Origin of the sequence: Acinetobacter sp. YH12108 (genome assembly GCF_013419055.1) — a bacterium.
Taxonomy (GTDB): Bacteria; Pseudomonadota; Gammaproteobacteria; order Pseudomonadales; family Moraxellaceae; genus Acinetobacter.
Genome location: NZ_VPAW01000004.1, coordinates 98,063 through 122,668, shown reverse-complemented (window position 1 = coordinate 122,668; position 24,606 = coordinate 98,063). Strand labels below are relative to the sequence as shown.

Here is a 24,606-nt window from a genome sequence, read left to right as displayed (position 1 = left end):
TATCTAAGTTAGGCATGAAGCATTATGTACAAAACTTTTCCCATACAGTTTGAAACTCGCTAGATTCTATATTCTCTCCATCGATAGCAACTATCGCGGGACTCGCTATAAATCGTTTGAATCCAGTGTAACCTCCAAAACTGTTTTTGCTATTTACTTCGCCGCACATACCGCTCTGATTACGTATTTGCGCACTTTCAGGATCTTTTAAGAAATTCTTTAATGCAATTTCTGCATCAACCTCAATAGCAATAGCTCGATCACGTGCCTCTCTCTCCCGATCACGTCGTTCTTTTTCAGCTAATTTAGTGGCCTCACGCTCAGCCTCAGCCTTCTGCTGTTCTTCATTACGCGCTTTTCGGTCAGCCTCTCGTGCCAACAACTCAGGGCTTGCTGTTCCATTCTTTAAAGCTTTTTCTTCTGAAGCTTGAAGGAATATGCCTGAAAAGCTTAGTAAGAAAAATATTCCCACACCCAACCAGAGGCCTTTAATAGACGGGCTTATTTCTGTTATCTTTTTTTGAATTGGAGGCAACATCAAAATACCAGCCAATATCATAAATAAACTGCCTAAAAAGCTTTCCCCAATTAATGTTATTCCTCTGAGAATAAAAACTAAGCCAAAAAACCATAAAATTACTGCAATTAATTTATTCTTCATTACAAATTACGCCATAAGATTTTTACAATTCTGTCGCGACATAAAATGATGGTGTATTCCTGCAAATCCACTTCTTTTACATACTCAGTAGCTGCACAATATAGCTTGCCATCATCAAGCACATAGTGTTTTGGGCCTCTAACTTCTAATTTGTCTTTTAGAGATTGATGACTATCACCAATTTTTACCAGGTCACCAGATGGAGTGCGAATACTGGTAGTTGTTCTCTCAGCAAAAGTAAACCCCGACACTAAACACAAAGCTAATAATAAATATTTCACATTTCACCCCTAAATTATTATTTTCCTATCATAACTTTAGGGTAATGCATGATCAATCAGAAACCATTTCTTTCTTGAATGATTCAAAGCCTTTTTTGTCGGATTGAGCTACACGTGCTGCAACAGCGTTATTGAAGACTCCCTGCTTATACAGCTTATTTGCTGCCTTAACATAGTTCTGGAATGCGCCGTAGGTCATTTCCATGATTTCACTATGCTGATGGCCCATTGATACCAGAAACTGGAATGAATCAAACCAGGTAGAGTCATCTTTCTTTTTAATGCCGCGTTTTGGTTTTTCGTATTTGAAGTAAGCCTGGTTGATCAGAAGTACCGCTTTTAGCAACTCCTTAAAACTCTTCTCATCAGCAGCCAGTTCTACCAGTGATTCATTGTCCAGATCAGTAACACAGGCAATAGTCGAAATGACCTGTACACCGTGAGCCTTGAATAGCCCTGTCAAAATCTCATCTGAATGATTTTGGTCTTTTATGAAGTTCTTTAACGGCTCAGCATGCATTGCCCAGGTGTCAAAGTCTTTTATCTGGATCTGGCGGACTTCGATATCATTAATCCGGATGCTGCGATTTGTTGCTAAGAAAAAATCATTCATGATGGGGTCTCGAGATAATTTTAGGCACTAAAAAAGCACCCGAAGGTGCTTTTCTTTTAACTTTAATAAAGGCTGAATTCTATAAAGCCCAATTACGACCTTGCCCCATCTCATAAACGATGAGAATTAAGGCTACTATCATTAGAACGACAACAACGATTTCGGCTTTGGTCAGCATTTTCGGAGCTCCACTTTTCATCATTCATATGATAAGCAAAGCATACAATTAATAACATAAAGATTACAAAAAAATTATTGGATGTTACAAAGATTTAGAAGTTAGGGAAGTTTCTTTAGAGTGTAACTACCTACTGAAGCATTCAAACATTTCGTTAAGCAACTCAACAAAAAGTTTCAACCGAAAAGCATTCTTACGCAAAACTAGATCCTTCTAACTCCAGCCTTGAATATCTTACATATCCCGACATAGCTGCTACATCCACGATTTAAATCATTCTCTACACTGAAATTAAGTCTTAGAAACGTAGAGGAAATTCAAATGAAAAAGTATTCGAAAATTCTAATCTTAGCTTTAATGGGATTTACTGGTACCGTAGCTATCGCAGCTGACTCGATTCCGATAGAAGCCACTGCTGCAGCTGAAGCGCAACAGGTTGCTTTAGAGTATGGAAATGAAAAAGATCAAAAATCTGAATCATCTGGTGAATAAAAGAAAGCCCTTAATTAAAGGGCTTTTTAATTACTTCCAGCTTGGTGTACAAGCATTCTTCCATGACAACTCAAATTGCTTTTGACCTGTCTGATTTTCTACAAGCACTATATTTTTCTGAAGCACAATGAAACGTTGGAAACCAATATCTTTACCGTCTGCTTCTTTATAGCTTACCTCTCCACACTCTCCTATTTGATTGCGGAACTTAGCTGAATCAGGATTGGGAATGAATTCTTTTGTAGCTTCTTTTGCAAATTCAAGCTGTTCCTTTTTGATTGTTTCTAGATCAAGCTGCTGACCATTAGATTCCTTGTGTCCACACCCAGCTAAAATCACAATAAAAAAGAATAAGCTTAAATTTTTCATAATATCCCCTATGTATTAAGGGCAGCACTTTACATTAATTTTCAATCTTATCTAAAGCCTAGGGAGAGTGGATTTGTAAAGTTATGTTTTACTATTTTAAGTCTTTTTAAAATTGACCCTATCTAGCCAGGTGAAACTTCCACTTATCAAAAAACCGCCCTAAAGGCGGTTCTTAGCTTACTAACTTACTGACATACAAGATAAATAAAAGTAGAAATAATTATTACAGCTAGGATGGAGACAAATATTTCTATTTTAGTCATAGCAGTTTTATTCCTAACATGAACTGAATATCTTTTATAGCCCTATTGAGCGCTAATTAAACTAACAAAATATTACAAAATGATGAAGTATTAAAAAACCACTCTGAGGAGTGGTTATTTTATTTGTATCTGGGCGGAGTTTTATTATTTTAAAGTAAAGTTGTTATGTGCGTGCTTTCTAAGCAATGAAGGCATAGTTATACAAGTCACCCCAAAATGAGCAGCAGCATCAGGAATAAGAATTCTTGCTTTAGCAGCCGGATTAGAGAGTTCCTCCGTTACTATTACATAATCATAAGCCATTGCTGTTGCAATTAGGTGAGCATCAGCGCTATCGGGTTTTGCAAATTCATTTTTTGCCTTAGGTAAAAAATGAGTATTTGAAAAAGCCCAATTCATTAATTTTTTATATTCTACAGCAACCTTTTGGTCTGTTAAGCTTTTAACAAACATGTTCTGAGGGAGTGATTGGCTTCTTAAAAGTTGCGACAACTCATCTAAAGATGTTGGTGGTTTAATTATTTCATCAAATACTTTATCAATGCTATAAAACATATCTGCATGATGCCCCTCGACCAACCAATCCCAAAACCCACTACAAAAAGATGGGTGATAGGAAAGATTGTGAGATTGAATAAATATATTGGTATCTAGCAGGTACTTTATATGCATTAAATAACACCACCAATTTTCATAATATTTTGTGGGCTTGCATTTAATAATTTCCCAGCATCCCTTAACAGCATTTTCCCAGATAAAGCCTGGTTTACAATCGTTCTAGTTAATAAATAGCTATTCCTTCCTGGAACCAAATTTACAAAGCTAGGACTTCCATCTTTTTTAGGTATATTTTTATATGCCTCATATTCATTTCTTTGAATTAATTGATAATCAGATGTACCAATAAAACCATGAGTCAAGGCTAACCTCGCGACCATTAATTTACTAACACAGAAACTATTAGCAATAACCACTAAATCACCCTTAGTTGAATGCCAAGACTCATAAAACTCTTCTTTGGTTATTAATACTTCAGCAGCAATCTTATTGCAAAAAACTTCATTTGGATCGTTGCCATAAAAATCCAAATCATCTACCCCAGACTCACCTAACCAGATATGTGCCAATTCGTGAGCCAAAGTAAAAATTAATGCAGACGGCATATCTTGACCATTCAAAAAAACAGCTGGCGCATAGTTATTGATTAAGACAAATCCTCTAAACTCTTCAGTATTAAGAAGTTTTTTAGTTGAATTCTTTACCATGCTATTTTTAAAAACTAAAATTCCCGCTTCCTCGCATTTAGAAATTAAAGTTCTTAAGTATTCGTCTCTACTTTTTTTACTGTATAAGTCATAAGGCAATCCAATGGTCTTTCTTATATCAGCAGCAATAATACTTACATCTGTATCACGATCATATTTCCCTACAAACTCTAATTGTTCAACTTGATTTTCTTTCAGAAATTCAATATACCACTCTTGCTTTTCCTGTATATCCTCTAAAACTTCATAAAAACTTTCACTAAGTGGCTGAGCATTTGGACTTTGACGCAAATCAGGAATAGAGGGCTTATAAAGAGTATCTGGAGGTACATCTAAAAATAAAGCACCAAAAGGAACTTTTGTTATATCAGCAAAACTTTCGGCCTGATTTACAGAGAACTCCCCAGCAAGCAATTTTTTTTGCGTACGTTCTGCTTCGGAAATTTTAGAAACAACTTGGTCTAAGCGCAATCCAATATTGTTTGCAGCCCATTCCAACATGTTGATACTAAAATTCAATGTACTCATACATACCTTATAAATGTCTAATGCCAAAACTTGGCATAAGTAAATTTATTATATCAACAAGATGATCTTTTATACTATAAATTTGTGGTATATGGTTAAGCGAAAGAAACCAACTCACGCTGATTTCTTACTCACCTTCTTATACGCCTCATCAATAAACCGGTTATCCAGGTCAAAGACAAAAGCTTTAAAAACAGGCACAAAAAATACGCTAATGCGCCGTGGAGTTCTTTGTGCCCGTATAGGTTTAGCTTGTTGCCGGAATCGTTACGATATGACCATACAAGCCAAGTGTTGGGTCTGTTTCTTTGCCTACATCCGATAAAGCCTGACCAGAGATTTCATACTGACCCAGTTCCTCATGAATCAATGGGAACGTGGTTTCTGGTGACTTTTTAGTTCGCCATAAGCGCACAGCCATGTGCTTACCATTTGCCGTGTTCACCCCTTTAAAGAACAACTCATATTCTTCATTAAAGTTATTTGCCAAAGTGGTATGTGTTACGGCGCCTGTTGTATAGGTGGCTAGGATCGGCATCGTGAGGTCTGCTACATCATGGAAAATCACAGTGCCAAACTTAGCATCCACGGTGTACTGATCATCAGTAAGTGTTTTTGGTGTGCCGCTGGTTGAGTCCTTAAATGTCACTTCTGACAGGTTATAACCCTTTAATTGAATTTCCTGACCAGCAACCACAGTACCTAATGATTCATCAGCAATCGCTTTGCTTACAACTTCAGAGTTGGTACCAGATACGATGTACTCCAGATTGTCTTTGTCTACTTCTTCAAGTGTTCCAGAGAAATTCACAGAAGTTGTATTTACCATCGTGAAGTCGGTTGTGCGATTGCCCGATGTTGATTCCTGGTGCTCAATAACATCTGCACCAATCTCAAGCTCAAAATCGGGCACGTTGCCCAGATGACGCATAGCGCCAGCAATACCGTTGGTAAGCTTGGATAAATAGAATTTACCCTGCAACGAGATATATTCTTTAGCCATTACTTTTCATCCCCTGTAGTTTTTTTGGCTGGAGCAGCTTTAGGTTCAGGCAATTCCTGAATGACACCATCTGCCAGTAACTTTTTGATTTGTGCATCACTCAGCCCACCAACAATGTCGTCTTTATTAAAACGACCTACAGGCTGCAATGCTTTGTATTGTTTTGCCATGACTGGCTCCTAAATGAATTTTTGTGATTCAAAAATAATCGTGATGTATGCAAAGCCTGGACTGTAGCCATCTCGAACCGAGATCATTTCTAGTGACGTTCGTGATGCCTGAGGCTGCCAGCCGGAAAGTAATTGAATGACCTTCTCGGTTAACAACCCAGCTTCATCACTCACCGCTCGGCCATCAGTCATCTGAGATTGAGCATTACGACATGCAACCGTAACTGCCCATTGCTGACCGATCTGATTAATAATTCCACGACCTGCACTGGCTTTCTTGTCGATACGGACAAAATTGACGTGTGCTGACGGCGTGACCTGCGACATCTCTGTCACACTGACTGAATTCAACGGCGTATAGATCTTTAGAAGTTCTGGAATTTCTTTCAGCTTTTCTGCAATCTCATCACGTACCGCGAAGAAGGTGCTCATCTATAAAACTCCCGACAATGTCTAAAACCATGACTTCATCTTCAGCATCAATACCAAGCTGAGTCCGAGGTGGAATAATGGATTGCTTAACCTTTCGATACTGGCCACCCACTGCGAATGTAATGTATTGACCATTCTTGGGTAGGATTGTTGCGCCGTAATGCAGATAGGGTGCATACGCAACATCTGTACCCACTTCAACACCATTTAAGAGAACATTGTGTGTGTAGGAATTCATTAAGCGGTTCGTATCACGTAGCGTTTCACCACCTTGCATACGTGCACGCCATGAAATCTTCCATGGGTTCCCATCTACATCAGTACCCGTTAAGAATCGATGCTGCACACTATCCACAAGTCCAGCACCAATCTCATCAAACAGCTGGTCTTTTAATGAATCAAAGTTACCTAATTGCTTAAGTACTGCTTCAATCGGTGAACTATCTGCCTGAATGGTTATTGCGAAAGCCATAAACACCTCACTTCATGCTGGGCATCATGTCTAAAATGGCATCACCAAATACACCACCGGTGTAACTTGTGCCGATGGGTGCTGTTGAAGGTCGTCCTTTAGGTTGGTCATCCACGATCTGGTTTGTTTCAGGCAGCTGAATCTGCAAATGGGCCTTGTTGTCAGCAACGCGTTTTAAGAATGCGATTGCATCCTCATAACGCTTCCGAGCCTCCTCGATGGGCTGCTGGAAGTAAAGACGATAGCGTGCAATATCACACGCCATACGCTTTAAGTTACTAGGCACATTGGGAAGTGGCAAAGGATAACGACCACCGATATGACCGTTAATCTCCTCTGTTGCATCCTGAATTGCATCAGTTATTGAAGACTGAGAAGGAAGCATCGCTTTCAGATTTTCAATCTCATCACCAAATCGTGCGACCAAATCTGCTTCAGTCGCATACATAGATCACCTACTTGTTTTCGTCGGCAGGTTTTGAGTCTGCTTTAGGTTTTGCAGCAGGCTTCGCCTTTTCAAGTTCAGCCACCTTGGCTTTAAGCTCAGCAATTTCTTGCTCGGCTTTAGTCTTGTCGGCAGTTGCCGTCTGATTGGCTTTGGTTAAGGCTTCATTGGCTGCTGTTAGCTCAGCATTGGCCTTTTCCAGTTCAGCCAGACGAGCAGCGGTATTGTCTGCTTTTGGCTCTTCCGGCTCTTGATATTCTTCAATAGCCCCAGATGCTAAAAGGGCCTGAAGTTGTTTAGCTTCAAGCCCTTTGATTTCATCACCTGGCATAAAATGCCCGATGGATTGTTTTGCTGTGTACTTCGGCATGTCTTGCTCCTTATAGAGTGATAAAGCCAGTACCACCAACGACACCGTTCTTATTAGACGGCACAACCAGTGGAGCAGATTCGGTCATCAGCATGATGCCGCTTGGATCTTCACAGTACCATTGACGGTTAAAGTACTGCTGAGCAACGCCGTTGGCCAGCATGTTCTTGATCTTACAGTGAGCTACCGAACCATTGGTATCAGAGATTAGTGAGAAGTAATCTTTAGGAATAAAGCGCTTCACTTGACCTTTGTTACGGTAAGTTGCGTCATATACCCAGAATTCGATTCCATCAAAGGTTCCTTTGAAGGTTGCTGATTCTTTTACACCAAAGCTTGGATTCACTGGAACAGAAATACCCGCATATGGCGTGATGAATTCTTTTTTGAATTCTTCATTGTTCCAGAGAGCCGCCCAAACCAAGCCAGACATAACAGACAGCTTAGCTTCACCACCATCAGCAGCCAATTGACGTTCAAGCATGGTGCGAATATCCGTTACTGGCTTGGCACCCGCTTCATTCCATTTGACCAACGGCGTATATGTCAAAGACGCATCACGACGGTAATCCACCAGGTTGAGCTCATAATCATCTGAGTGAAGCGTGTATTTACCATTTTTCAGTAAATCGATAGCCATCATCATGACTGAGTTATCAATCGCATCATGGTTGCGCTTCATCACTGAGATTTGAGCAATGATCATTTGCTCTTGCTCAGATAGTCGCTGGTTACCAGTTGAGATGATACCTGCAGTACGTAAACGCTCAAGCAAGGCAATTTCAAAAGTTTCTGCTGGAGTGACCTGATTCTTTGGCTTGTAGTAAGCCGGTTTAACGTGGCGTACTTCACCAGATTGAGTAGTATCAAATGGCTTACCAGGCTGTTGCGGTGATACCAGTGGTGCCAGATCATGTTCAGCTGATAATTCAGCCAGTGGCACATCATCACGCGTGAATAACGGGCGATTAGGGAAAAGCTTATCTAAAAGCCATGTGTCCATTGGACGGTAATTCGAGTGGATCAGTGCCAGCTCACCCACATCAAGAAGTTCAAGTGGAGCACCTTCAATATTAAAAGACTGTGGCATGTTGTTTACACCTTAGAAAGTTCGATTTTGTTTTTAGTTGCCTGTGCACGCGCTGCATCATATTCTTCAGCAGCAAGCAAAGTCCCATTAAGCGATACAGCTTCAATACTGAAAACCCCGCCGTAGTAGACCGGAATTTCGATTCCATCAGCGGCCTTGATTGTGGCTTCTGCAGCCGTAACGTCTTGGCCACAAATCACATCCCATGTTTTTTCATCAGTAGCGTGTGTGAGTACATTCGCATCTGAAAGTGTAAGTAAGTCACCTTTTTTATAGGCTGTAGCGGTAGTTACTTTGGCATTGGCACGTCGTAACTTTTCATTGTCTAGGACCAGCTTTTTAGACTGGACCGTAATTTTTGGAATAACCTGGCTCATGAATTATTTCCCCTTGTTTTGTTCTGCGAATGCTTGTGCACCAGAAGTGAATTTGTGAGTGTCGGTATTATTCGACTGGCCACCTTGCCCCGGATTAGCTTGATGGCTAAACAGGTGAGCAAATGCCGGATTTACATTTGGTGCAGGTTGTTGCTGTTGTCCAGCTGGTGGTTGCTGATTACCTGCCGAGAATTGGCGAAGTTGCTTAGCCGCGAAGGTAAAAACCGAATCATCCATATTGGTATAAGCGGTTTTATCCTCTGCACTGAATTGCGTTTTAAGTTCAGTTTCTAAAGCTGTAATTTCATCAGCACGTTTCTGTGCTTTGAACTGTTTAAGTTCAGCTAGGGCATCATCACGCTCACGCTCTGCCTGCTCTTTGGCCTGTTGTGCTTTTTCTAATTCGGTCACGTTGGTGTCCTCTTTGGTTGGGTTTGGATTGGCTTTGCCCGAGAAGGCTTTAATTGATGTGTTGCGATCAGCACCAGTCGAGCAGATCGTAAATTCACGAATACGGTTTTGACGGAAGATGGTGATTGGGCCTTCAAATGACTGACCATTTACAGTGACCGTTTTGCCTTGAGACACTTCTTCAATCGATCCCGGATCAATCATCATCGACATCTGGAACGGGAAACCATCATCAGAGTCCTGGACAATTTCCTGTGCTTTGGCATTAGTGAGGAAATCACCAGATACATCAATCTTTCCGTTGGTATCTACCGTTTGAACAACACCGATTCGACTTGAGCCAAAGTGTTCTTCTAATAAGGCTGTCGGCTTATCAATCTCGATACCATCAAGATCAAAGACCACGCCAGAGCGTCCCCAATACCAGTGACCATCTACACGCCCACCGGCATAAGCAGTGCCTTTAAATTTCCGTTTCTGCCCTTCCTGGGCTTTGGGTACCTCAATCGCAGAGGCATTAAATAAATACTTCAGCCGTTCTTCATTTGGATCTGGCATTTTTCATGCTCCATAAAAAAACCGCCAATTAAGGCGGTTTTGTTTTCTAAGAATTAATTACTTAGCGATTTGTAAGAATGTGATTTCAAAATTATCCCCATCCCAGAAAGTAATTTCTCCAATCCAATCTAGTTTTGGTGAAAATGTATTTTGGAATTTACTCGCATCTTCGCCACGTTTAACACCTTCAATATTATTTGTACGTGCTATCACGGCTCTAATAGGCATTTTCTGTTCATGTGCAATCAAGAGATTTTCTCTAAATTCTTTATTTCCATGCCCATGCCATCTAGAAATTGAATCACTATAAATTGCTTTTCTATTTTCTGTTCTAAAGAAGTCTTGCCACAAACTCAAAACTAGTTGTTTGTCTTCATTAAAAGCAGAAACAGACCAAACTGTATTCTTCTGGGTAGCACCTAACTTCTTGAAAGCCTCAGTTTTATTCATATTAACCATACTTAGAATCTGTTTAATTTTATCAATTATAATAGTTTCAAAGTATAAACCATTTGCCCTTCAACCGTCTCAATCGAAACAACCTCAAAAGATAACCCTATCGGCATGAGAACACCGTTACCAGCATTCAGCATATCCAGATCAATACCCAAGCCTTTAGCATTCTCGATCTTAATCACGATATCTGAAGCTGTGTCAGCCATCAGTAACGGCGCATTAAATTGAACTGTTTGCCCGACTTGATAAGCCGCTACTTGATTAAGAGTTGCAGCACCTACTACGGTAGAAGCCGTATTGCTTGCCACAGTTTGAATCGCTGCCATGTCTGCACTCAGCCAGCGCTTAAGTACATCATCAGCTAGTGAGCCTGTAGCAGAGTTTAAATAGCCAGTCAGTGCGGCATCATTGCCCTGCACATAATCCAAGAAAGTACGAATCGCACTTGGACGAATGTTTGGATCAAGTGGAATAACCGTATTGGCCACCGTATCGAATAAGTCCCGAGTCTTATCATTCATCGGAGCAAACAGACTGGTGAGCTTTTTACTCGCCGTCCATTCTGCCCTGATGACTTCCTTCTGCTCGAGGAGATACTCCTTATCCAGATTTGAAGCACTGATTTTCTTATCCACCAGTGATTCAAGTTCACCAAACTGCAATGGGTGAGAACTCCAATCCAAAGCCTCGGCAATTTCAGGCAACTGATCATCAGGTGTAATGCCGTATTTCAATGCCTGCTTCTCTGTTAAAGCTACGCACGTGCATCTACAGCGGAAACCTGTGGGAGGATAATGTGTTAGCCAGAATGGATGATCAATCGGCAGTACGATACGATTCAAAGCTAAATGACTAGGACGCACCCGACTATCATCGATAGCTGAGTACATCAGGTATTGTCGTTTAGCCTTATTTCGTTGCTGCTGTTGCCATCGTCCATGTCCATAAGCACTTTGGATATTGGTACGGAACACATTGTCCAGGTAGTGCTTTGGCAGAATGATTTCAGATTCTTCAATTAGCTTCTGAAAATCCTTAAAGGTACCGCCGTCGGCAATCGATTTATTCACCGCTTTAATGATAGTTTCAATCTGCTCAAGACTAGACAGAAAGCTTACCGTGGTTGCCATCTGCCGGGTCTTTAGATCCATTGAATAAAACTCATCAGGTAGCACGATCTTTTTACTGTGAGCGTACTGAAGCGCCTCAAGAAACGTGACTGGTTGCATAGCTTACTTCCCGTTTTGAGCCGTCACATACCCCAATACATCTGCAGCATACAAAGCCTGATCTAAATTAGCTGTGAACTGTGTCTGAGTTGCGCCAGGTATTAATTGCATCAGGTTATAAGCCAGACTTTCAGGGCTATCAGACTTGAATACCAATTCCTTGACCTGATCTGGTTTCAGTAGCTGCAATTCATCCTGACCATCAGTCAGTTCTTCAACTTCCTGCTGTTCTGGTGAGAGCTTGTTTGCTGTTGCCTTAAAGTTGAATGCCTGACGCGGTAAAGCGGTGAATTGATTGAAGGCAGTTTGAGGCTGCTCAATCACATCACCATCTTCCAAACCATATTCACGCTTAAAGTATTGTGGCGTTAAGACTGCACCGGCATTCTTTAACTTCACATCACGATCCGCTTTAGGCTCTTCCAGTGATTTCTCTTCACCAATGATGACCCGGTGGCGTTCCCAGCCATTGATATCACATAGCGCGTTAATAATGGCTTGTATCGTTGGCATGATCATCCGGACATCGGCTTTATACTTTGAGTTTTGCACTTCAAGATGCACATCACCCAAAGCACGAGAGCCCGCACCATCTGTACCACTGGTTAAAGTCTGACCCAGAATCACCTTTTGAATACGGCGCTCAAGGTTCTTGTCAAAAGTTTCGAATGTCTGTGATGCGTTGCCATTGGTATTGGCTGTCTGGATCTCTACCGAATCTGTACCGCTTAAAGCAATTACCGAACTGGCATGCGCTCTAAGTAGTGCATCACGCATATCTGTCGTCTTGCCGGCAGTTTTACCAACCAGCATTGGTAAGCCAAACTTTTCAACGAACTTGGCCCAGAACTTAAAGCCAGACGTTTTGAAGAACCAGACCCAGTACAGTCGACTTAAAAGAGCCTCACCTAATGGATTCTCATAAGTAGATTTGCAACGTGTCAAAAAGTGTTTGAAGCGCTGGTCTACTTCCTGATCCTGTCGAGTCGTGTTGTAGTTAGCCAGCAGCATCAGACGACCATCATTCTTAGGCTCATACCATTGCATTGGCTTTTCACCAATCCACTTAAAACCAATAAACGGCGTAATAGTATCGCCGTCAATATGTAGGCTCGGTTCCTCAGGCTTGGTATAGATTGCCTCTAATACAGAATATCCGTACCAGCGAGCATTCTGCGCACCCAGAAGAATCTCAGACCACCACTCACGTAAATGCTCCATGATGATTTTTGATTCCGGTCGGTCCATCGGTTCTACACGCCATGATGCACTTTCAAGTTTATCTTGGCGCTTTTCAATGGCCTGATAAATCTCATCGTCATACATCATGACTTTCAATCGTGGACGTGTGACCCCAGCCTTTCGAAGTACTTCATCGCCGTCTGGCATTTTGGTCAGATAACTGATTAAAGCCTGTTCAGCCTCATGAGAATACAGTGCACCAGCTTCAGGTTTTGCATTCTCAGGCTTTTTCCTTTTCTTAGACATAACTCAACCTTATGCAGCCGGAGGGCTGTAATTAATCGCAATTACTGCATCTTCAATTGCATCAATCAGCGTATCTACCTGATCATCATGATCATGAGTAAATGCCGCATTGAATGCTTCACATTCTTCAAAGAATTCGCCAACCCAATGTGCATCTTTAGGAACCATCACAAAACGATCTTCCGGTTTATCCTTATAGTTCGCTTCAAGATGGACTTGCACATCCATGAAACGGGATAGCTTGTCTGTATTGCGCTGGACTGGAATTACAGCAACGCCCGAGTAAGTACCGAGTGTTTGGATCAATTGGGTACCAGATGCCTTATCTTCTACTTTCATGTAGCGGATTGGTTTGGTATGCCAGGTGTATTCCTTGTGCTTATCCAGAAAGGCTTTAGCCTGACGATTCAGTTCTGGTGCTTCCCATTTACCGCGCAAGAGATCTAGCAAGTACAACTTTCCATCTATGCCCATGCCTACCAGCAGGAATACGGAATAGTCATTGTGCTCTTTAGTCTTTTGAGCGGTATCAACAAGGACGGCGCGCCACTGAAGCTCTGGAATATCTTTATAGAATCCGAACCATTCAGATTTAATCAGGTCACCGCCTAATTTCTTAGGCTGCTGCATGTACTGACTAGAGAATGTATAACGGGATACCGTGGCACCTTCTTTATCCTTGCCACCCTTTTCAAGTTGTAATAAGGATTGAAGCGATTCTTTCTTTGGCCAGTAACTTTGGCGGCCTTGCTCATCACGCTCAGCATCTCGCGGTACCAGCTTTTGAATATGCTTTGGCAAGGTTGCAATGTACTTATCATCAATTAATGCCGGAATAGATATTTGAGTCCATTCACCAGGTAAATTACCTGTCATGACAAAGTTGGTTGGATCCTCAGTATGCAGGCGCTGCATGATCATGATGATGGGTGTATCAGACTTGGCTTTACGTGAGTTCACCGTATTAAGTAACTTACGATTGGCAGCATCTCGTTTGATCTTACTGAAAGCATCTTCAGGCTTTAACGGGTCATCGATGATGATACAACCTGTAAAGCCATCATCAGCCAGTGTTCCTGCGCGCCGTCCTGTTACCTGTCCACCCATGGAGGCAACATACACATGGCCAACATCATAGTCCTCAACCGTAATCTTCCATTCTTTCTTGGAGTCAGTACTATTGGAGACCGTTAAATCCCACATCAATCGATAGTCTTTCGACTTCACAATGTCACGTGCCGTGTCTGATACGCCCTCAACCAGTGATTGAGAAAAAGATAAATACAGAAATCGAGAACGTGCATTTAGAGCCAAGCCTCGCGGGATTAAATTAGTTGTCAGTTCAGTTTTACCCGCGCCTGGTGGAACATTGATGACGACATTTGCAATCTCACCTGCAATGACCTGATCAATAATCCAAGAGATATAAACATGGTGCCAATTCACCGTAAATTTAAAGCCCATGCGGGGCTTAAAGAATCGCCGAGTGAAATATAAATGCTCATCCTCACACAGCTTCTTTTCAACCTGTGTTTGCAGATCCATTTAATATTCCTCTTGGGCCTTCTTCACCGCAGCTTCAACCTGTTCTTGAGTAGCATGGACAACTGTAGTCTGTAATGCTTCACCGTCCTTACCCGTAATTTCTTGTCTGTTAGTGAATTGACCACCTACATCTTTAGCAGCCTGTTCAAGAATCTTGAGTGCTAATTTTGCATTCTTGGTTTTTTCAAGTTGCTTCTGATATTGCTTAAGCCGGTAATACTTACTGGCAATTGGAATATCTATTAAACCTTCATCAAATTTCTTACGAGTCTGATTGAATAGATCTGCAAGCTTTTTCCCGAGATTGCGACCTGCATATTTAGTCGGGTCATAGTTTTCACACTGACGACGATCGATTTCGATGTTGAACTCTTGCTTGACCAACTCCGCAACTTCTTGAGGGGTATCACGGCATGCAAGAGCTTGAACAATAAATATTTTTACAGGCTCTTTAAGTGCTGCCATAAATCCCCCTTTTGTCATGCTACGTCATGCAAAGTAGGCAAAAAAATTTAACCGATGACACAGTTCCCACAACACGCAGCAATACTTGTTTCAGATACAAACGGCGCATTTTTGGCAATTTCAACGAGACGTTTCACTGAGTCATCAGCTCCCCACCGTTTAGTCTCACCAAAGAACACTTCGACATCGTGGCCAGCCAAGTAATGCTTAGGCAGCCCAGTCATATCGCTATAAATGATTTCGCCATCTTCATCACGCTCTACACCGATGTGATAAAGCTCATGCTCAATCAACCGGCAGAAGTCTCGATCTGTAGCTTGTTCACAATAAGTAGCGTCAACGGTAATCAGATATTGAGGTACGAAACTAAACCAGTCTCGCATCTGTTGTTCTTGGCGTGCTTTCTTCCAGCCACCCACGTTAAACATAACCTTTTCACACTGGCCTAATACCATACGTTTTTTCGCTAGAGCGGCAGATGAAGCCCAGGCGAATGCAAGGAACTCATCATTGTCGTGAAGTAGTTCAGCAATATGATCATGATCTGGGTTGTGCAATTCACCACCTAAAGTAAGCCAATTCTTTACGACCCATTCTTTAAGCTCTGGTGCAGGTGCCAAGCGAATAGCTTCCTCTTCTTCGGCCTGATCAATCAGATCTGTCGGTGGGAATGGTCTGAACTGTTCCATAAGATGCCTTTAAATTTCTAAGCCACTGTATAGCCCTGTTGGATGATGAGATATCAGATACTTCAAAGCGTATATACCGATATCCCATTTCTTCAGCATGGTCATAACGATCAATGCTCCATGCTTTAGTAGCCAGCTTACCCTTACGGCCACCAGACCACGGACCACCCGCTATTTCAATCAATGTGAGATAGCCAACCAGGTGCAAATCGAAACGCCAGTGCTTAGTGGTTTTAAAATGAAAATATTCTTCATATTTGATTTCCACCCGATCAAGAATCTCTTTCAGTCGATCGAATGCTTCTAAGTATTTCTCACTAGGCTTAGGTAATGGTCTGTTACGAGGTTTTGTTTTAATCGGCTTTTTACAGACAAGAGCTTTATATGTATTAATTTCCATAATTCCCTACTTTTATTATGGGATTATCTAATACTAGACAAACTAATGAATAAGCTTAATTGATATATTTTTAATATTCTTTTACATTTTAGCAACTTAAATTCGCACTAAAAAGGTATGATTTATTTTTAATAAACAATAGTTTATTTGACTAGTTTTTATTAACAGTTATGATTGTTTCACAACAAAAAACTCTTGATAAAAAATTTTACAGCAAGCCTATGACTCTACTTGGTGGTTTCATAGGTTTTTTTTCAATCCCGTATGTCTTTTGGGGAAGATATACGGGATTCTATTTATTATATTTCTAAAAAATAAAAACCCCTCAACATCTAGAATGCGAGGGGCTTTGTTTGCCGTAATACGTTCGGCGATTTTGAAATAAAAAAGCCCGCTTAACTCTCTCCAATTAAACGGACTTGACTTGCGTTACAACGTCTTTCTTCTTTTGCAGAGCAACTATATTGCTTAAGTATTACAGCTTTATGAAACAGCTCTTTTCTTGAGTGATTGTTATTTAACTTCTTTCAAACAATCCCGGCACACCTTGATTTCTTCATCATCAATTGTGTAGTCAATCTTAGTCGCACCGTGGAAGCCGAATAAACACATCAGTAATCTAAGCATAATTTTACTCCTGGACAATCAAGCAATCATGTCGCAAGAAATGTCAGTTATTTTCACTTATAAAACATAAATTTATAATATTCATTGCTGAAATAATGTCATTAACTTTGTCGAACTAAGCAAGATTCCTTCCTGGTTAATTAAGCATTCTAATTTGGTATGATTACACTAATATTTCTCAGGGCAATAAAAAAGCCCACCATTTGGCGAGCTTTTTAAACTTAATTTTCTTACATAGGATCTATCACGTAAAAATACATAGAAAGCACTAACAACAAAACAAAGGAAATTATTAAATAAGTATTAGAATTATTAAAACTTTTTACAAAATTCCACATACTGATATACCAATTTTAAACATTTGGTAAAATATACAATACCAAATCTCAACATTCAACACTCAAAGTCCTTGATCCACATTACACAAAACAAAAAAATACCCGCAAGTCATGGAATGCGGGTATATGAACTTTGAATTCTTAAAAAGCCCACCATTTGGCGAGCTTTGATGTATGTAAATCTGGGTGGCGGCATTAATTTAAAAACCACTAGAAATTAATAGGAACCGCCATAATGCAAAAAAGCCCACCATTTGGCGAGCTTTTAAATCAATCTAGTGCTTTAACGTACACTTCGATCACTATAACACGAATATCGCATACCCCGTGCGCACAGTCAAACGGTTTTTTTAAACATATCAAAAGTTAAGTGAGGATAGCGACACTTCACAAATGCCAGTCCACACTTCAGGTCTTGGCGGATCTGGAGTACAGAGGTATCGTTGCTTTCAGCGATATCACGCAATGAATTACCCATTACATAATGAGACCATAATGTTGATACCCATTCCTGAACAATTTCATCTTCAATAGTTTTTAATTCAATAATTACTCGCTGAATTGCACGCGCTTCATTGTCATCAATCTGACAGCGAATGCCACGGCGCTGAGTGCATAAGCGATCCTTAAGCGTTTTATCACTCATGTACATTGCTAGAAGACGTTCACGCTGTTCCTGGGTAATTCGTCGAGTAGGCATAGTTTTCACCATGACCACCATGGTTTCAGTATCCCCATTCATCCAAGCCCCAAACTGACGAAACCAATCCTCAGCACTAAACTTAGTCCAATCCATTGCCTGCATAATCGTTACTGCTGAATTCATCGTATTTCCCCTACCATCTTCTCTATCTGCTGGATCGCGTGACCTGACTTCACTTGATCTGTACTAAACCGTATTACCTGAAAACCCATCATTGTTGCTGCGTTATACTTTTCCATATCCCCAAGGTAGCCTTTACCCCTTGTGTGCCTTCCTCCGCTCCAGATCCCGCCTTCAACCTCTACCAAAATCTTTTTATCTATTAAGTGAAAATCTGCTCTCCACTTGCGATCAGGATGAAAATAAAACTCCTGCTCAAACTTAATTTTTAATGCCTTTAATTCTCTAGCCAGCTTCGCTTCAAACTCATTCGGTACTTTTTCGCCTTTCACCTTAGGACGCTTAGAGCGCCCTTTCGATTTAGTAGCTTTCACCATTTTTTTGTATTCAGCGATTGAGTAGCTGGTCATGTATCCCCCACAGCACGCACTCCAAATAGCTGTCTGGTCTTTTCTGTAGCCACATACAACCTTGTGCAGTGATTACATCTAAAAGCCAGGTATCCCGCTTGAACCAGACCGCGCAATTTTTGATTTAAAGAAGATCTAGTTTTGTCACATACATGCTCTTCAAGCTCTGCTGATGTGACCTCATGTTTAGAAAAGGCCACATACACTAGGATGTCCTTGATTTCTTCGAATCGTTGGATGCTTGGTATGTTCACACCTCACCTCCTACACGCTGATCCGCCCAATTGCACTCCATTACGGTTAAACCACCTTGCTGAAATCGAGACCAAAGACGATCACCTAAATCCTTTTGAAGCTCAGCCAATGTCAGGTTCGAAATCAGCATGGTCGGCTTCATGCGGTCATAGCGTGCATACAAAACCTTGTGCACCAGCTCTCTACGCTTATCACGGTCATGCAGCCCATATTCATCCAGGATTAACAAGTCATACTGAGTGAAGTCATAAATCACAGACTTCTCTGTAGCGTCCGGCTGCTCCCAGGCATTCATGATTCTCTGTGCCATGTCCTCACTGGTGATGTAACGTGCATATTTTCCCTTGTTGAGCAATGTCCGAGCTGTTGCGCAGCTGAGATGAGTTTTTCCTGTACCAGTAGGTCCTACCATCACAAAGTTATTTTTGTGGCCACTGATCATGTTTTTGGCAAAGGAAACAACCAGATTCAATGCATTCTGTTGACCAGCATGCTGAACGATATAATTCTTAAAACCTGACTCAGCATGACGTTCTGGAAGCATTGCACCAGCAAAGTGTTTTTCACGTACGGTACGATCAATTTCGGCCTGTGCATTTCGCTTTTGTTCTTCCAGGAACTCTACGGCGCATTGTGGGCACTTCTGGAATGGCCCAGCTTGTACCATAGGGGTTTTGTGTTTCGAGCAGATCTCTTGTGTTTGTTTCAATCCCTGATTCAGCATCGACATTGCGTTCATACGAAGTCCTCCGGGATATGTACTGGTGAATTCACTGGTGCATGTTGCTTTACCGGTTGATTGTTCCAGGCAGTGTTCACATCCAGATTAGAATTTTGTTTTTCAGAGGATTGATATGTTTTTTGAGTGTATTTACGTTTGATCCACTTCACAAAGTTTGAATACATCTGGGTGTCTGTAATCAAGCCTGCGTTCAAACGTGGTTCGTAGTGAGCATTCACTTCAAGCAAAATCTGATTCACCAGCTCTTGAGTCATCGGAGTTTCACCTGATCGTTGTAACCAGGAATTCAGAGAATGTAAATCTGGTGTCCAGAGATTCAATACCTGATCAACTGAATTTTCTTGCGCGTTTTTCTCTTTAAAGTTTTCTTTAAATGTTTCTTTAAGTGTTTCTTTAATAGTGCCCCGTTCAACGGTACTGGTCCCATCACCTTTCGCGGTACTAGTCCCGTCCCGTTTGGTGGTACTAGTCCCATCACCTTTAAGGGTACTACCATCATTCGGTACTAGTCCCCTTTCGCGGTACTGGTCAGGAGTAAATTGATATTCGTTTAGGCAACCTGTTGTTCTCTCAACTTTGATTAAACCCAGCTCTTCCAGATCACGAATACATGCCATAACTGTATCGCGTTTTTTGATACCGCAATATTTTTGAAATTGAGTGATAGCAATTGGATGGGATGCACGGTCAAATCCAATAGTTTGACGCATGACAAACATTAAACACTTAAATGCCTTATCGTTCAGTTGAGCCATAATCTGGCTATCAATTAACGTGTTAGGCATCTTGGTGTAGCGCTCTTCTTTATGCGACATAGCTTTGCGCTCATTTTTTGGAAAATGAACTACTTGCCCTTGAGGTAGCGGTGGTTCATGTGCTAAATTTGATTTCATATTCATTGGTTCCGATAATTAATGAATCTAAGAGCCTGACCTTCCACGTCAGGCTTTTTCTGTTTGTAGTGCTGACAAATACTTTGCACACTCGCCTTTCATGGCTTTACGCAAAGATTGAATTTTGTGTTCAATTTCTTCCAGGATGCGATCTGTCTCATCCATTTCAGTAGGTGTCACCACACCATCTTCCAGAGCAGATAAAACTTGCTTATTTGCTGCACCATTCCCAACATTCATACCAAGCAATGATTCAAGAACACCTAGCTGATGATCCTTTCCTTCCGCTTGATCCACTGGAACTAATGCAAAACCCAATTTATGCGCCCATACTTTTAAAGAAGCTGGGTTTTGTGTATAGGTCAGCATTGCTTCAAATGCCTTTAGGCTCGGCAAATGGTTTTCCATATTTGGATTGGCATAGTTCAAAATCGTGTTGTGAGACACACCAACAACATCTGCAATCTCTTTGGGTGTAATCCCATTTGATTGGTGAATCATCTTGTGTAGTGCGGTTTTACTTTCCTTGGATATATCCATGTGAACACCTTGATTAAGTTCACGTTTATTAAAAACGTTAAATTATTGATAATTGGTTTAGGCGGCGTCAGGCGCTTTCTTTAAGAAAAAATCAAACAATTTCTTGTGGGATAGTTTGTTATTGCTGGCATCAACAATTGCTTGGATGGTTTCCATACGGGGCTTTTTTCGACCATGAATTAAATGTGATTCCATGTAGCCGTAAGACACTCCTGCGCGAGAACAAAAAATATGTCTCTCATCCTCGCTTAAGGATTTCCAGTATTCGTATAGGTTTCGCATGAAAATACACCTGATAGGTAAATTAATATTAAATATACCTTCTAGGTAAAATTTATTCAACCTATCAGGGTATTTATTTTTTCTACCTAATAGGTAAATTTAACAATGGAATTAATAATGGGGTTTAGCATGTCCAGCTTGATGCAGATTCACGAAATACGACTTAAAAACACTCGAGATTTAATGAAAAAATCTGGTTTGAGTCGTACTGATTTTGCTGAAAAAGTTGGCCTTTCTTACAATCTACTTAGTCAATACATTGGGAAGAATCCAACTAAAAATATTGGTGATGAAACAGCACTCAAAATAGAAGAAGCATTTGGCAAACCAAAAGGCTTTTTGGATCAAGCAAGTGCTGTAAATATATCTTTAGATGAGGCTAGTCAGAGTGAAAAACTGACTGAGATGATGCCAGTTTCTAATGTAAGACCATCAAGAAGGAAATTAAGGAAGATTCCGGTGTTAGATTTTGTACAAGCTGGCATGTGGAGAGAGGTTGTATACGATGGAGTTCATCCGAAAGATGAGACTTATACAACCTACGAAGGAAAGGATCCTAATGCTGTTTTCTCATTAGAGATTGATGGCTTGAGTATGGCGCCTGAATTTATGCCAGGTGATGAAATTGTTGTAGATGCAGCCTTAGATCCAAAGCCTGGTTCATTAGTCGTTGCTCAGGAAATTCAGCATGGTGTAGCAATGACTACATTTAAAAAATACCGTGTTGTTGGGGTCAATGAGCATGGAGTTGATATTATTGAGTTAGTTCCACTAAACCCAGACTTCCCTACTTACAACTCGTCTCAAATTGAAATTTCAATCATTGGTGTCGTGGTTCAGCACCATAAAGACTTTAAGTATTAATAAGAAAGTAAGTCACCGGTGACTTTGTGGAAATAAAAGCCACTATATGCGGCTTGGGGTTATTTGAAAGTTAATGTGCTGTGATCCTTCGAAGAGTGAGGCGCGACATGCAAAAAATTGAAGTCAATTCCCGCAATATTAGCCATGTGTTTTATCAGCACTTCTTATTAACGGTAGTACTTAGGACTGGTGAACGGTTTATTTACAAGCTTTTGGAGGCAAGTACCTTCAGGGGTTTTGTTGATTCAGCAGACAAAGACAAATTTTATAAAAGCCATATTGAAACGAACAAGAAATTTAAACGAATTCAGCTTCTTGGATAAGTAGCAATAACCTGAACATAGTTGTTTATATAAGCAGTATTACAAAGTGGATGACAAGCAATGATTTCAAAAATACTAATTCTTTTGATTGCACTACTACATGTTTACATTTTGATTTTGGAAATGTTTTTATGGCAGACACCCAAAGGATTGAAAGCCTTTGGTAATACGCCGGAAAAGGCTCAAATAACTAAACCACTTGCACAAAATATGGGTCTCTATAATGGTTTTTTAGCTGCTGGCCTATTGTGGGCTGCTATTGCTCCGGCCGAACTTCATCAGAGTTTAGCCTATTTTTTTCTTGGCTGTGTTTTGGTTGCTGGTGTGTACGGTTCAATCACAGCAAGTCGAAAAATCATATTCATACAAGCCGTTCCTGCTCTAATAGCAATAATATCGGTAGTTTTGGGTTATTAAAACTGCGAACCCGATGCAGTCTTTTAAAATTTATGGGACTGTATCGGAAATTTAAAATAGTAAGTCACCAGTGACTTAAAGCCGCTATATGCGGCTTGGGTATTAATTGCGAACCTGACGCAGGGCTTTAAATAGATTAAGTGAAAGAGCGCGACAACTGCCGTCAAACTCATAATGAAACTAAAAATACAGACTGTTAAACTATGACAATAACCAACGCAGACTTGATTGATGATGATGCTATGAGCGAGAAATTCCATGTAGTTTATGATGGCAAGGCACTAGAGGAGCACCTTATGGATGTTCGTGATCTTGCGCCTGCCATGATGGCTATAAGCGACCTCCTGACTCATGCAAACAAAGAGATCAATGGGGATAAGCTTGAAATTCAACTAAATGTCAAAGCAAACTTTAAAACAGGTTGCTTCGGAATAGAATTTGTTGAGCACCTATCTTGGGTGAATCAGATTAAGGATATGCTGGCTGGCCCTACTGCAACAGCCTTGGCGAACGCAAGCGGGATCTTAGGTTTAGTGGGTTTTTTTGGCGGAGCTACTGTTGGTGTAATCCAAATTTATAAAAAACTCAAAGGTAAGCCTCCTGTTAGAATAGAAGAAACGACTGATAATGCAAAAGTTTTTTATTCCGAAACAGAATATTTGGAAGTTGATAAAAGAGCATTGCGCCTCTATCGAAGCAAGGTTATTGCATCTGATATTGAAAAAATGCTAGAGCCATTAAGCAAGGATGGGATTGATTCATTTTATGTTGTAAGGGAAATGCTTGACGAAAATGTTGAGCTTTTTATTGATAAAGAAGAAGTTGAGTATTTTAAATTTCAAGACATTGATGATCATTTAAGTGAAAGCATTACAGAGACTTTCTTACAGATTGAATCAATATCTTTTAAAGAGAAAAATAAGTGGCGATTCAATAATGGGGGGTCAACAATTAATGCTTCTATTTCTGATGAAGCGTTTCTTCAAAAAATTGATTCTGGATTGCTTCGTTTTGGTAAGGGTGATCTGCTTAAGGTTAAGTTAAAGACTATTCAGTTCCTAGCTCACACCAAGCTTAAGACAGAGTTTGAGGTGGTAGAGGTTATTGAACACAAGACCACCAAGCAAGAAGAATTTGATTTTTAAACCCCCCTAACAAACTCCAAACAACCCACCCCAGCGGTGGTTTTTTCTTTATGTAAGGTAAGTGTAACCTTGTCTTTAAACGCTACATTATAACAATTAGTATAAAGATACCTATGATTCATAAATAGAAAGGTAAGTCTCAATGAAATATCTGTTAGGCGCAGCATTGTTAGGATTAGCAATTACTGGCTGTACTTCAAATCCAAAAAACGAAGTGGTGCAAGAAAAAGTTGTGAGCAATACTCCAGCTGAAACTCAGGTAATTAACTTTACTGGTCCAATGGATCTTACAGTTGAATTGAAATCTTCAGATAATTTTGAAACTGCAGAAATGACAGATAATTCTGGCAAGGTTTATCATCTTAAACGAGCTATTTCAGGAAGTGGTATGCGTTTGGCCAATGATGACGGCGTTTCAATTCACTTCAAAGCTGGTGAAGGTATTGTAGAGTTTATGAAAGACAAACCTATCAGTATTACTGAATACAAAAAATAAGATTATTGCTCTAGGACAACCCACCCCATTGGTGGGTTGTCTTTTTATTATATGAAGTAATATTCCTATTTATTAACCGATGGAATTTCTAGAAATTTTAAGTAAAGTGAATTAAGTTTTTGAATAATTAGTGAGCTAATCAGTTTAAAATTATAATATATGACGCTGTAGTCTAAAAATTGTTTTTCCATATCTCTCTTA

General features: G+C 40.4%; 34 protein-coding genes. 6 read left to right on the top strand and 28 right to left on the bottom strand.

The features are described 5' to 3' along the window. Positions 1 to 22: 22 nt before the first annotated feature. Genes FTU46_RS16665 through FTU46_RS03665 form a run of 3 tightly spaced genes read right to left on the bottom strand, consistent with a single transcriptional unit; the run spans position 23 to position 1,555 of the window. A complete protein-coding gene (locus FTU46_RS16665) occupies positions 23 to 661 on the bottom strand; it encodes a hypothetical protein (RefSeq protein ID WP_257224595.1) in 639 nt (212 codons plus the stop codon). After that, positions 661 to 942, bottom strand: coding sequence for a hypothetical protein (locus tag FTU46_RS03670; RefSeq protein WP_180104364.1), 282 nt, complete (start codon positions 940 to 942; stop codon positions 661 to 663). The genes FTU46_RS16665 and FTU46_RS03670 overlap by 1 nt, the downstream gene beginning before the upstream one ends. Positions 943 to 994: 52 nt before the next feature. Beyond that, a complete protein-coding gene (locus FTU46_RS03665; RefSeq protein ID WP_180104363.1) occupies positions 995 to 1,555 on the bottom strand; it encodes a hypothetical protein in 561 nt (186 codons plus the stop codon). 499 nt (positions 1,556 to 2,054) lie between these two features. On the opposite strand from FTU46_RS03665, the gene FTU46_RS03660 reads away from it, so the two are divergent. After that, the gene (locus FTU46_RS03660; RefSeq protein ID WP_005262212.1) at positions 2,055 to 2,225 is read left to right on the top strand and encodes a hypothetical protein; all 171 of its coding nucleotides are present in this window, start codon (positions 2,055 to 2,057) and stop codon (positions 2,223 to 2,225) included. A gap of 30 nt (positions 2,226 to 2,255) precedes the next feature. Here FTU46_RS03660 and FTU46_RS03655 read toward each other — a convergent pair whose 3' ends face one another. The 25 genes from FTU46_RS03655 to FTU46_RS03535 all read right to left on the bottom strand — a co-directional run bounded on the left by FTU46_RS03655 (position 2,256) and on the right by FTU46_RS03535 (position 21,160). Beyond that, positions 2,256 to 2,594 (bottom strand): hypothetical protein, encoded by a 339-nt coding sequence (locus tag FTU46_RS03655; RefSeq protein ID WP_180104362.1) that lies wholly within the window; start codon positions 2,592 to 2,594, stop codon positions 2,256 to 2,258. Between the two features lie 407 nt (positions 2,595 to 3,001). Continuing rightward, positions 3,002 to 3,529 (bottom strand): DUF4411 family protein, encoded by a 528-nt coding sequence (locus FTU46_RS03650; protein WP_180104361.1) that lies wholly within the window; start codon positions 3,527 to 3,529, stop codon positions 3,002 to 3,004. Further along, positions 3,529 to 4,650, bottom strand: a complete 1,122-nt coding sequence (locus tag FTU46_RS03645; RefSeq protein ID WP_180104360.1) for an ImmA/IrrE family metallo-endopeptidase — start codon at positions 4,648 to 4,650, stop codon at positions 3,529 to 3,531. Before FTU46_RS03645 ends, FTU46_RS03650 begins: the two co-directional genes overlap by 1 nt. A gap of 247 nt (positions 4,651 to 4,897) precedes the next feature. Then, the gene (locus FTU46_RS03640; protein WP_180104359.1) at positions 4,898 to 5,653 is read right to left on the bottom strand and encodes a hypothetical protein; all 756 of its coding nucleotides are present in this window, start codon (positions 5,651 to 5,653) and stop codon (positions 4,898 to 4,900) included. Further along, entirely contained in the window at positions 5,653 to 5,823 is a 171-nt protein-coding gene (locus FTU46_RS03635; protein ID WP_180104358.1) for a hypothetical protein, read from the bottom strand. The genes FTU46_RS03640 and FTU46_RS03635 overlap by 1 nt, the downstream gene beginning before the upstream one ends. A gap of 9 nt (positions 5,824 to 5,832) precedes the next feature. After that, a complete protein-coding gene (locus tag FTU46_RS03630; RefSeq protein WP_180104357.1) occupies positions 5,833 to 6,255 on the bottom strand; it encodes a hypothetical protein in 423 nt (140 codons plus the stop codon). After that, a complete protein-coding gene (locus FTU46_RS03625) occupies positions 6,230 to 6,727 on the bottom strand; it encodes a phage virion morphogenesis protein (RefSeq protein WP_180104356.1) in 498 nt (165 codons plus the stop codon). The genes FTU46_RS03630 and FTU46_RS03625 overlap by 26 nt, the downstream gene beginning before the upstream one ends. Positions 6,728 to 6,734: 7 nt before the next feature. Next, positions 6,735 to 7,175, bottom strand: a complete 441-nt coding sequence (locus FTU46_RS03620) for a gp436 family protein (RefSeq protein WP_180104355.1) — start codon at positions 7,173 to 7,175, stop codon at positions 6,735 to 6,737. Positions 7,176 to 7,182: 7 nt separating this feature from the next. Beyond that, positions 7,183 to 7,542 carry a hypothetical protein gene (locus FTU46_RS03615; RefSeq protein ID WP_180104354.1) on the bottom strand — a complete coding sequence of 120 codons (360 nt, stop codon included), beginning with the start codon at positions 7,540 to 7,542 and terminating at the stop codon, positions 7,183 to 7,185. A 10-nt stretch (positions 7,543 to 7,552) separates the two neighbouring features. Further along, a complete protein-coding gene (locus tag FTU46_RS03610) occupies positions 7,553 to 8,632 on the bottom strand; it encodes a major capsid protein (protein WP_180104353.1) in 1,080 nt (359 codons plus the stop codon). 5 nt (positions 8,633 to 8,637) lie between these two features. After that, on the bottom strand, positions 8,638 to 9,009 hold the full coding sequence (locus FTU46_RS03605; protein ID WP_034171155.1) for a hypothetical protein: 372 nt from the start codon (positions 9,007 to 9,009) through the stop codon (positions 8,638 to 8,640). Between the two features lie 3 nt (positions 9,010 to 9,012). Then, on the bottom strand, positions 9,013 to 9,978 hold the full coding sequence (locus FTU46_RS03600; RefSeq protein WP_180104352.1) for a hypothetical protein: 966 nt from the start codon (positions 9,976 to 9,978) through the stop codon (positions 9,013 to 9,015). 57 nt (positions 9,979 to 10,035) lie between these two features. Then, positions 10,036 to 10,428 carry a hypothetical protein gene (locus FTU46_RS03595; RefSeq protein WP_180033888.1) on the bottom strand — a complete coding sequence of 131 codons (393 nt, stop codon included), beginning with the start codon at positions 10,426 to 10,428 and terminating at the stop codon, positions 10,036 to 10,038. A 35-nt stretch (positions 10,429 to 10,463) separates the two neighbouring features. Continuing rightward, the gene (locus tag FTU46_RS03590) at positions 10,464 to 11,663 is read right to left on the bottom strand and encodes a phage minor head protein (protein ID WP_180104351.1); all 1,200 of its coding nucleotides are present in this window, start codon (positions 11,661 to 11,663) and stop codon (positions 10,464 to 10,466) included. 3 nt (positions 11,664 to 11,666) lie between these two features. Beyond that, the gene (locus tag FTU46_RS03585) at positions 11,667 to 13,151 is read right to left on the bottom strand and encodes a DUF935 family protein (RefSeq protein WP_180104350.1); all 1,485 of its coding nucleotides are present in this window, start codon (positions 13,149 to 13,151) and stop codon (positions 11,667 to 11,669) included. A gap of 9 nt (positions 13,152 to 13,160) precedes the next feature. After that, entirely contained in the window at positions 13,161 to 14,696 is a 1,536-nt protein-coding gene (gene terL, locus FTU46_RS03580; RefSeq protein WP_179992503.1) for a phage terminase large subunit, read from the bottom strand. Further along, on the bottom strand, positions 14,697 to 15,161 hold the full coding sequence (locus FTU46_RS03575; RefSeq protein WP_005236588.1) for a DUF2280 domain-containing protein: 465 nt from the start codon (positions 15,159 to 15,161) through the stop codon (positions 14,697 to 14,699). A gap of 47 nt (positions 15,162 to 15,208) precedes the next feature. Then, complete coding sequence (locus FTU46_RS03570; protein ID WP_180104349.1) at positions 15,209 to 15,850, bottom strand: putative metallopeptidase; 642 nt, start codon at positions 15,848 to 15,850, stop codon at positions 15,209 to 15,211. After that, entirely contained in the window at positions 15,810 to 16,250 is a 441-nt protein-coding gene (locus FTU46_RS03565) for a hypothetical protein (protein WP_180104348.1), read from the bottom strand. The genes FTU46_RS03570 and FTU46_RS03565 overlap by 41 nt, the downstream gene beginning before the upstream one ends. A gap of 1,302 nt (positions 16,251 to 17,552) precedes the next feature. Further along, entirely contained in the window at positions 17,553 to 18,041 is a 489-nt protein-coding gene (locus FTU46_RS03560) for an antiterminator Q family protein (protein WP_180104347.1), read from the bottom strand. Further along, a complete protein-coding gene (locus FTU46_RS03555) occupies positions 18,038 to 18,448 on the bottom strand; it encodes a DUF559 domain-containing protein (protein WP_180104346.1) in 411 nt (136 codons plus the stop codon). The genes FTU46_RS03560 and FTU46_RS03555 overlap by 4 nt, the downstream gene beginning before the upstream one ends. 250 nt (positions 18,449 to 18,698) lie before the next feature. Beyond that, a complete protein-coding gene (locus FTU46_RS03550; protein WP_180104345.1) occupies positions 18,699 to 19,442 on the bottom strand; it encodes an ATP-binding protein in 744 nt (247 codons plus the stop codon). Then, positions 19,439 to 20,338 carry a replication protein gene (locus FTU46_RS03545; RefSeq protein WP_180104344.1) on the bottom strand — a complete coding sequence of 300 codons (900 nt, stop codon included), beginning with the start codon at positions 20,336 to 20,338 and terminating at the stop codon, positions 19,439 to 19,441. Before FTU46_RS03545 ends, FTU46_RS03550 begins: the two co-directional genes overlap by 4 nt. A 48-nt stretch (positions 20,339 to 20,386) precedes the next feature. Continuing rightward, a complete protein-coding gene (locus FTU46_RS03540) occupies positions 20,387 to 20,878 on the bottom strand; it encodes a phage regulatory CII family protein (RefSeq protein ID WP_180047664.1) in 492 nt (163 codons plus the stop codon). Between the two features lie 57 nt (positions 20,879 to 20,935). Continuing rightward, positions 20,936 to 21,160 (bottom strand): XRE family transcriptional regulator, encoded by a 225-nt coding sequence (locus tag FTU46_RS03535; RefSeq protein WP_180047666.1) that lies wholly within the window; start codon positions 21,158 to 21,160, stop codon positions 20,936 to 20,938. A gap of 129 nt (positions 21,161 to 21,289) precedes the next feature. On the opposite strand from FTU46_RS03535, the gene FTU46_RS03530 reads away from it, so the two are divergent. From FTU46_RS03530 to FTU46_RS03510, 5 genes are all read left to right on the top strand, one after another. Beyond that, positions 21,290 to 22,024 carry a LexA family protein gene (locus tag FTU46_RS03530; protein WP_373686578.1) on the top strand — a complete coding sequence of 245 codons (735 nt, stop codon included), beginning with the start codon at positions 21,290 to 21,292 and terminating at the stop codon, positions 22,022 to 22,024. A gap of 107 nt (positions 22,025 to 22,131) precedes the next feature. Continuing rightward, positions 22,132 to 22,347, top strand: coding sequence for a KTSC domain-containing protein (locus FTU46_RS03525; protein WP_180104343.1), 216 nt, complete (start codon positions 22,132 to 22,134; stop codon positions 22,345 to 22,347). 60 nt (positions 22,348 to 22,407) lie between these two features. Further along, positions 22,408 to 22,764, top strand: a complete 357-nt coding sequence (locus tag FTU46_RS03520) for a DUF1304 domain-containing protein (RefSeq protein WP_010117449.1) — start codon at positions 22,408 to 22,410, stop codon at positions 22,762 to 22,764. A gap of 203 nt (positions 22,765 to 22,967) precedes the next feature. Next, on the top strand, positions 22,968 to 23,909 hold the full coding sequence (locus tag FTU46_RS03515) for a hypothetical protein (protein ID WP_180047670.1): 942 nt from the start codon (positions 22,968 to 22,970) through the stop codon (positions 23,907 to 23,909). 142 nt (positions 23,910 to 24,051) lie between these two features. After that, positions 24,052 to 24,405 carry a hypothetical protein gene (locus FTU46_RS03510; RefSeq protein WP_005104451.1) on the top strand — a complete coding sequence of 118 codons (354 nt, stop codon included), beginning with the start codon at positions 24,052 to 24,054 and terminating at the stop codon, positions 24,403 to 24,405. Positions 24,406 to 24,606 lie beyond the last annotated feature (201 nt).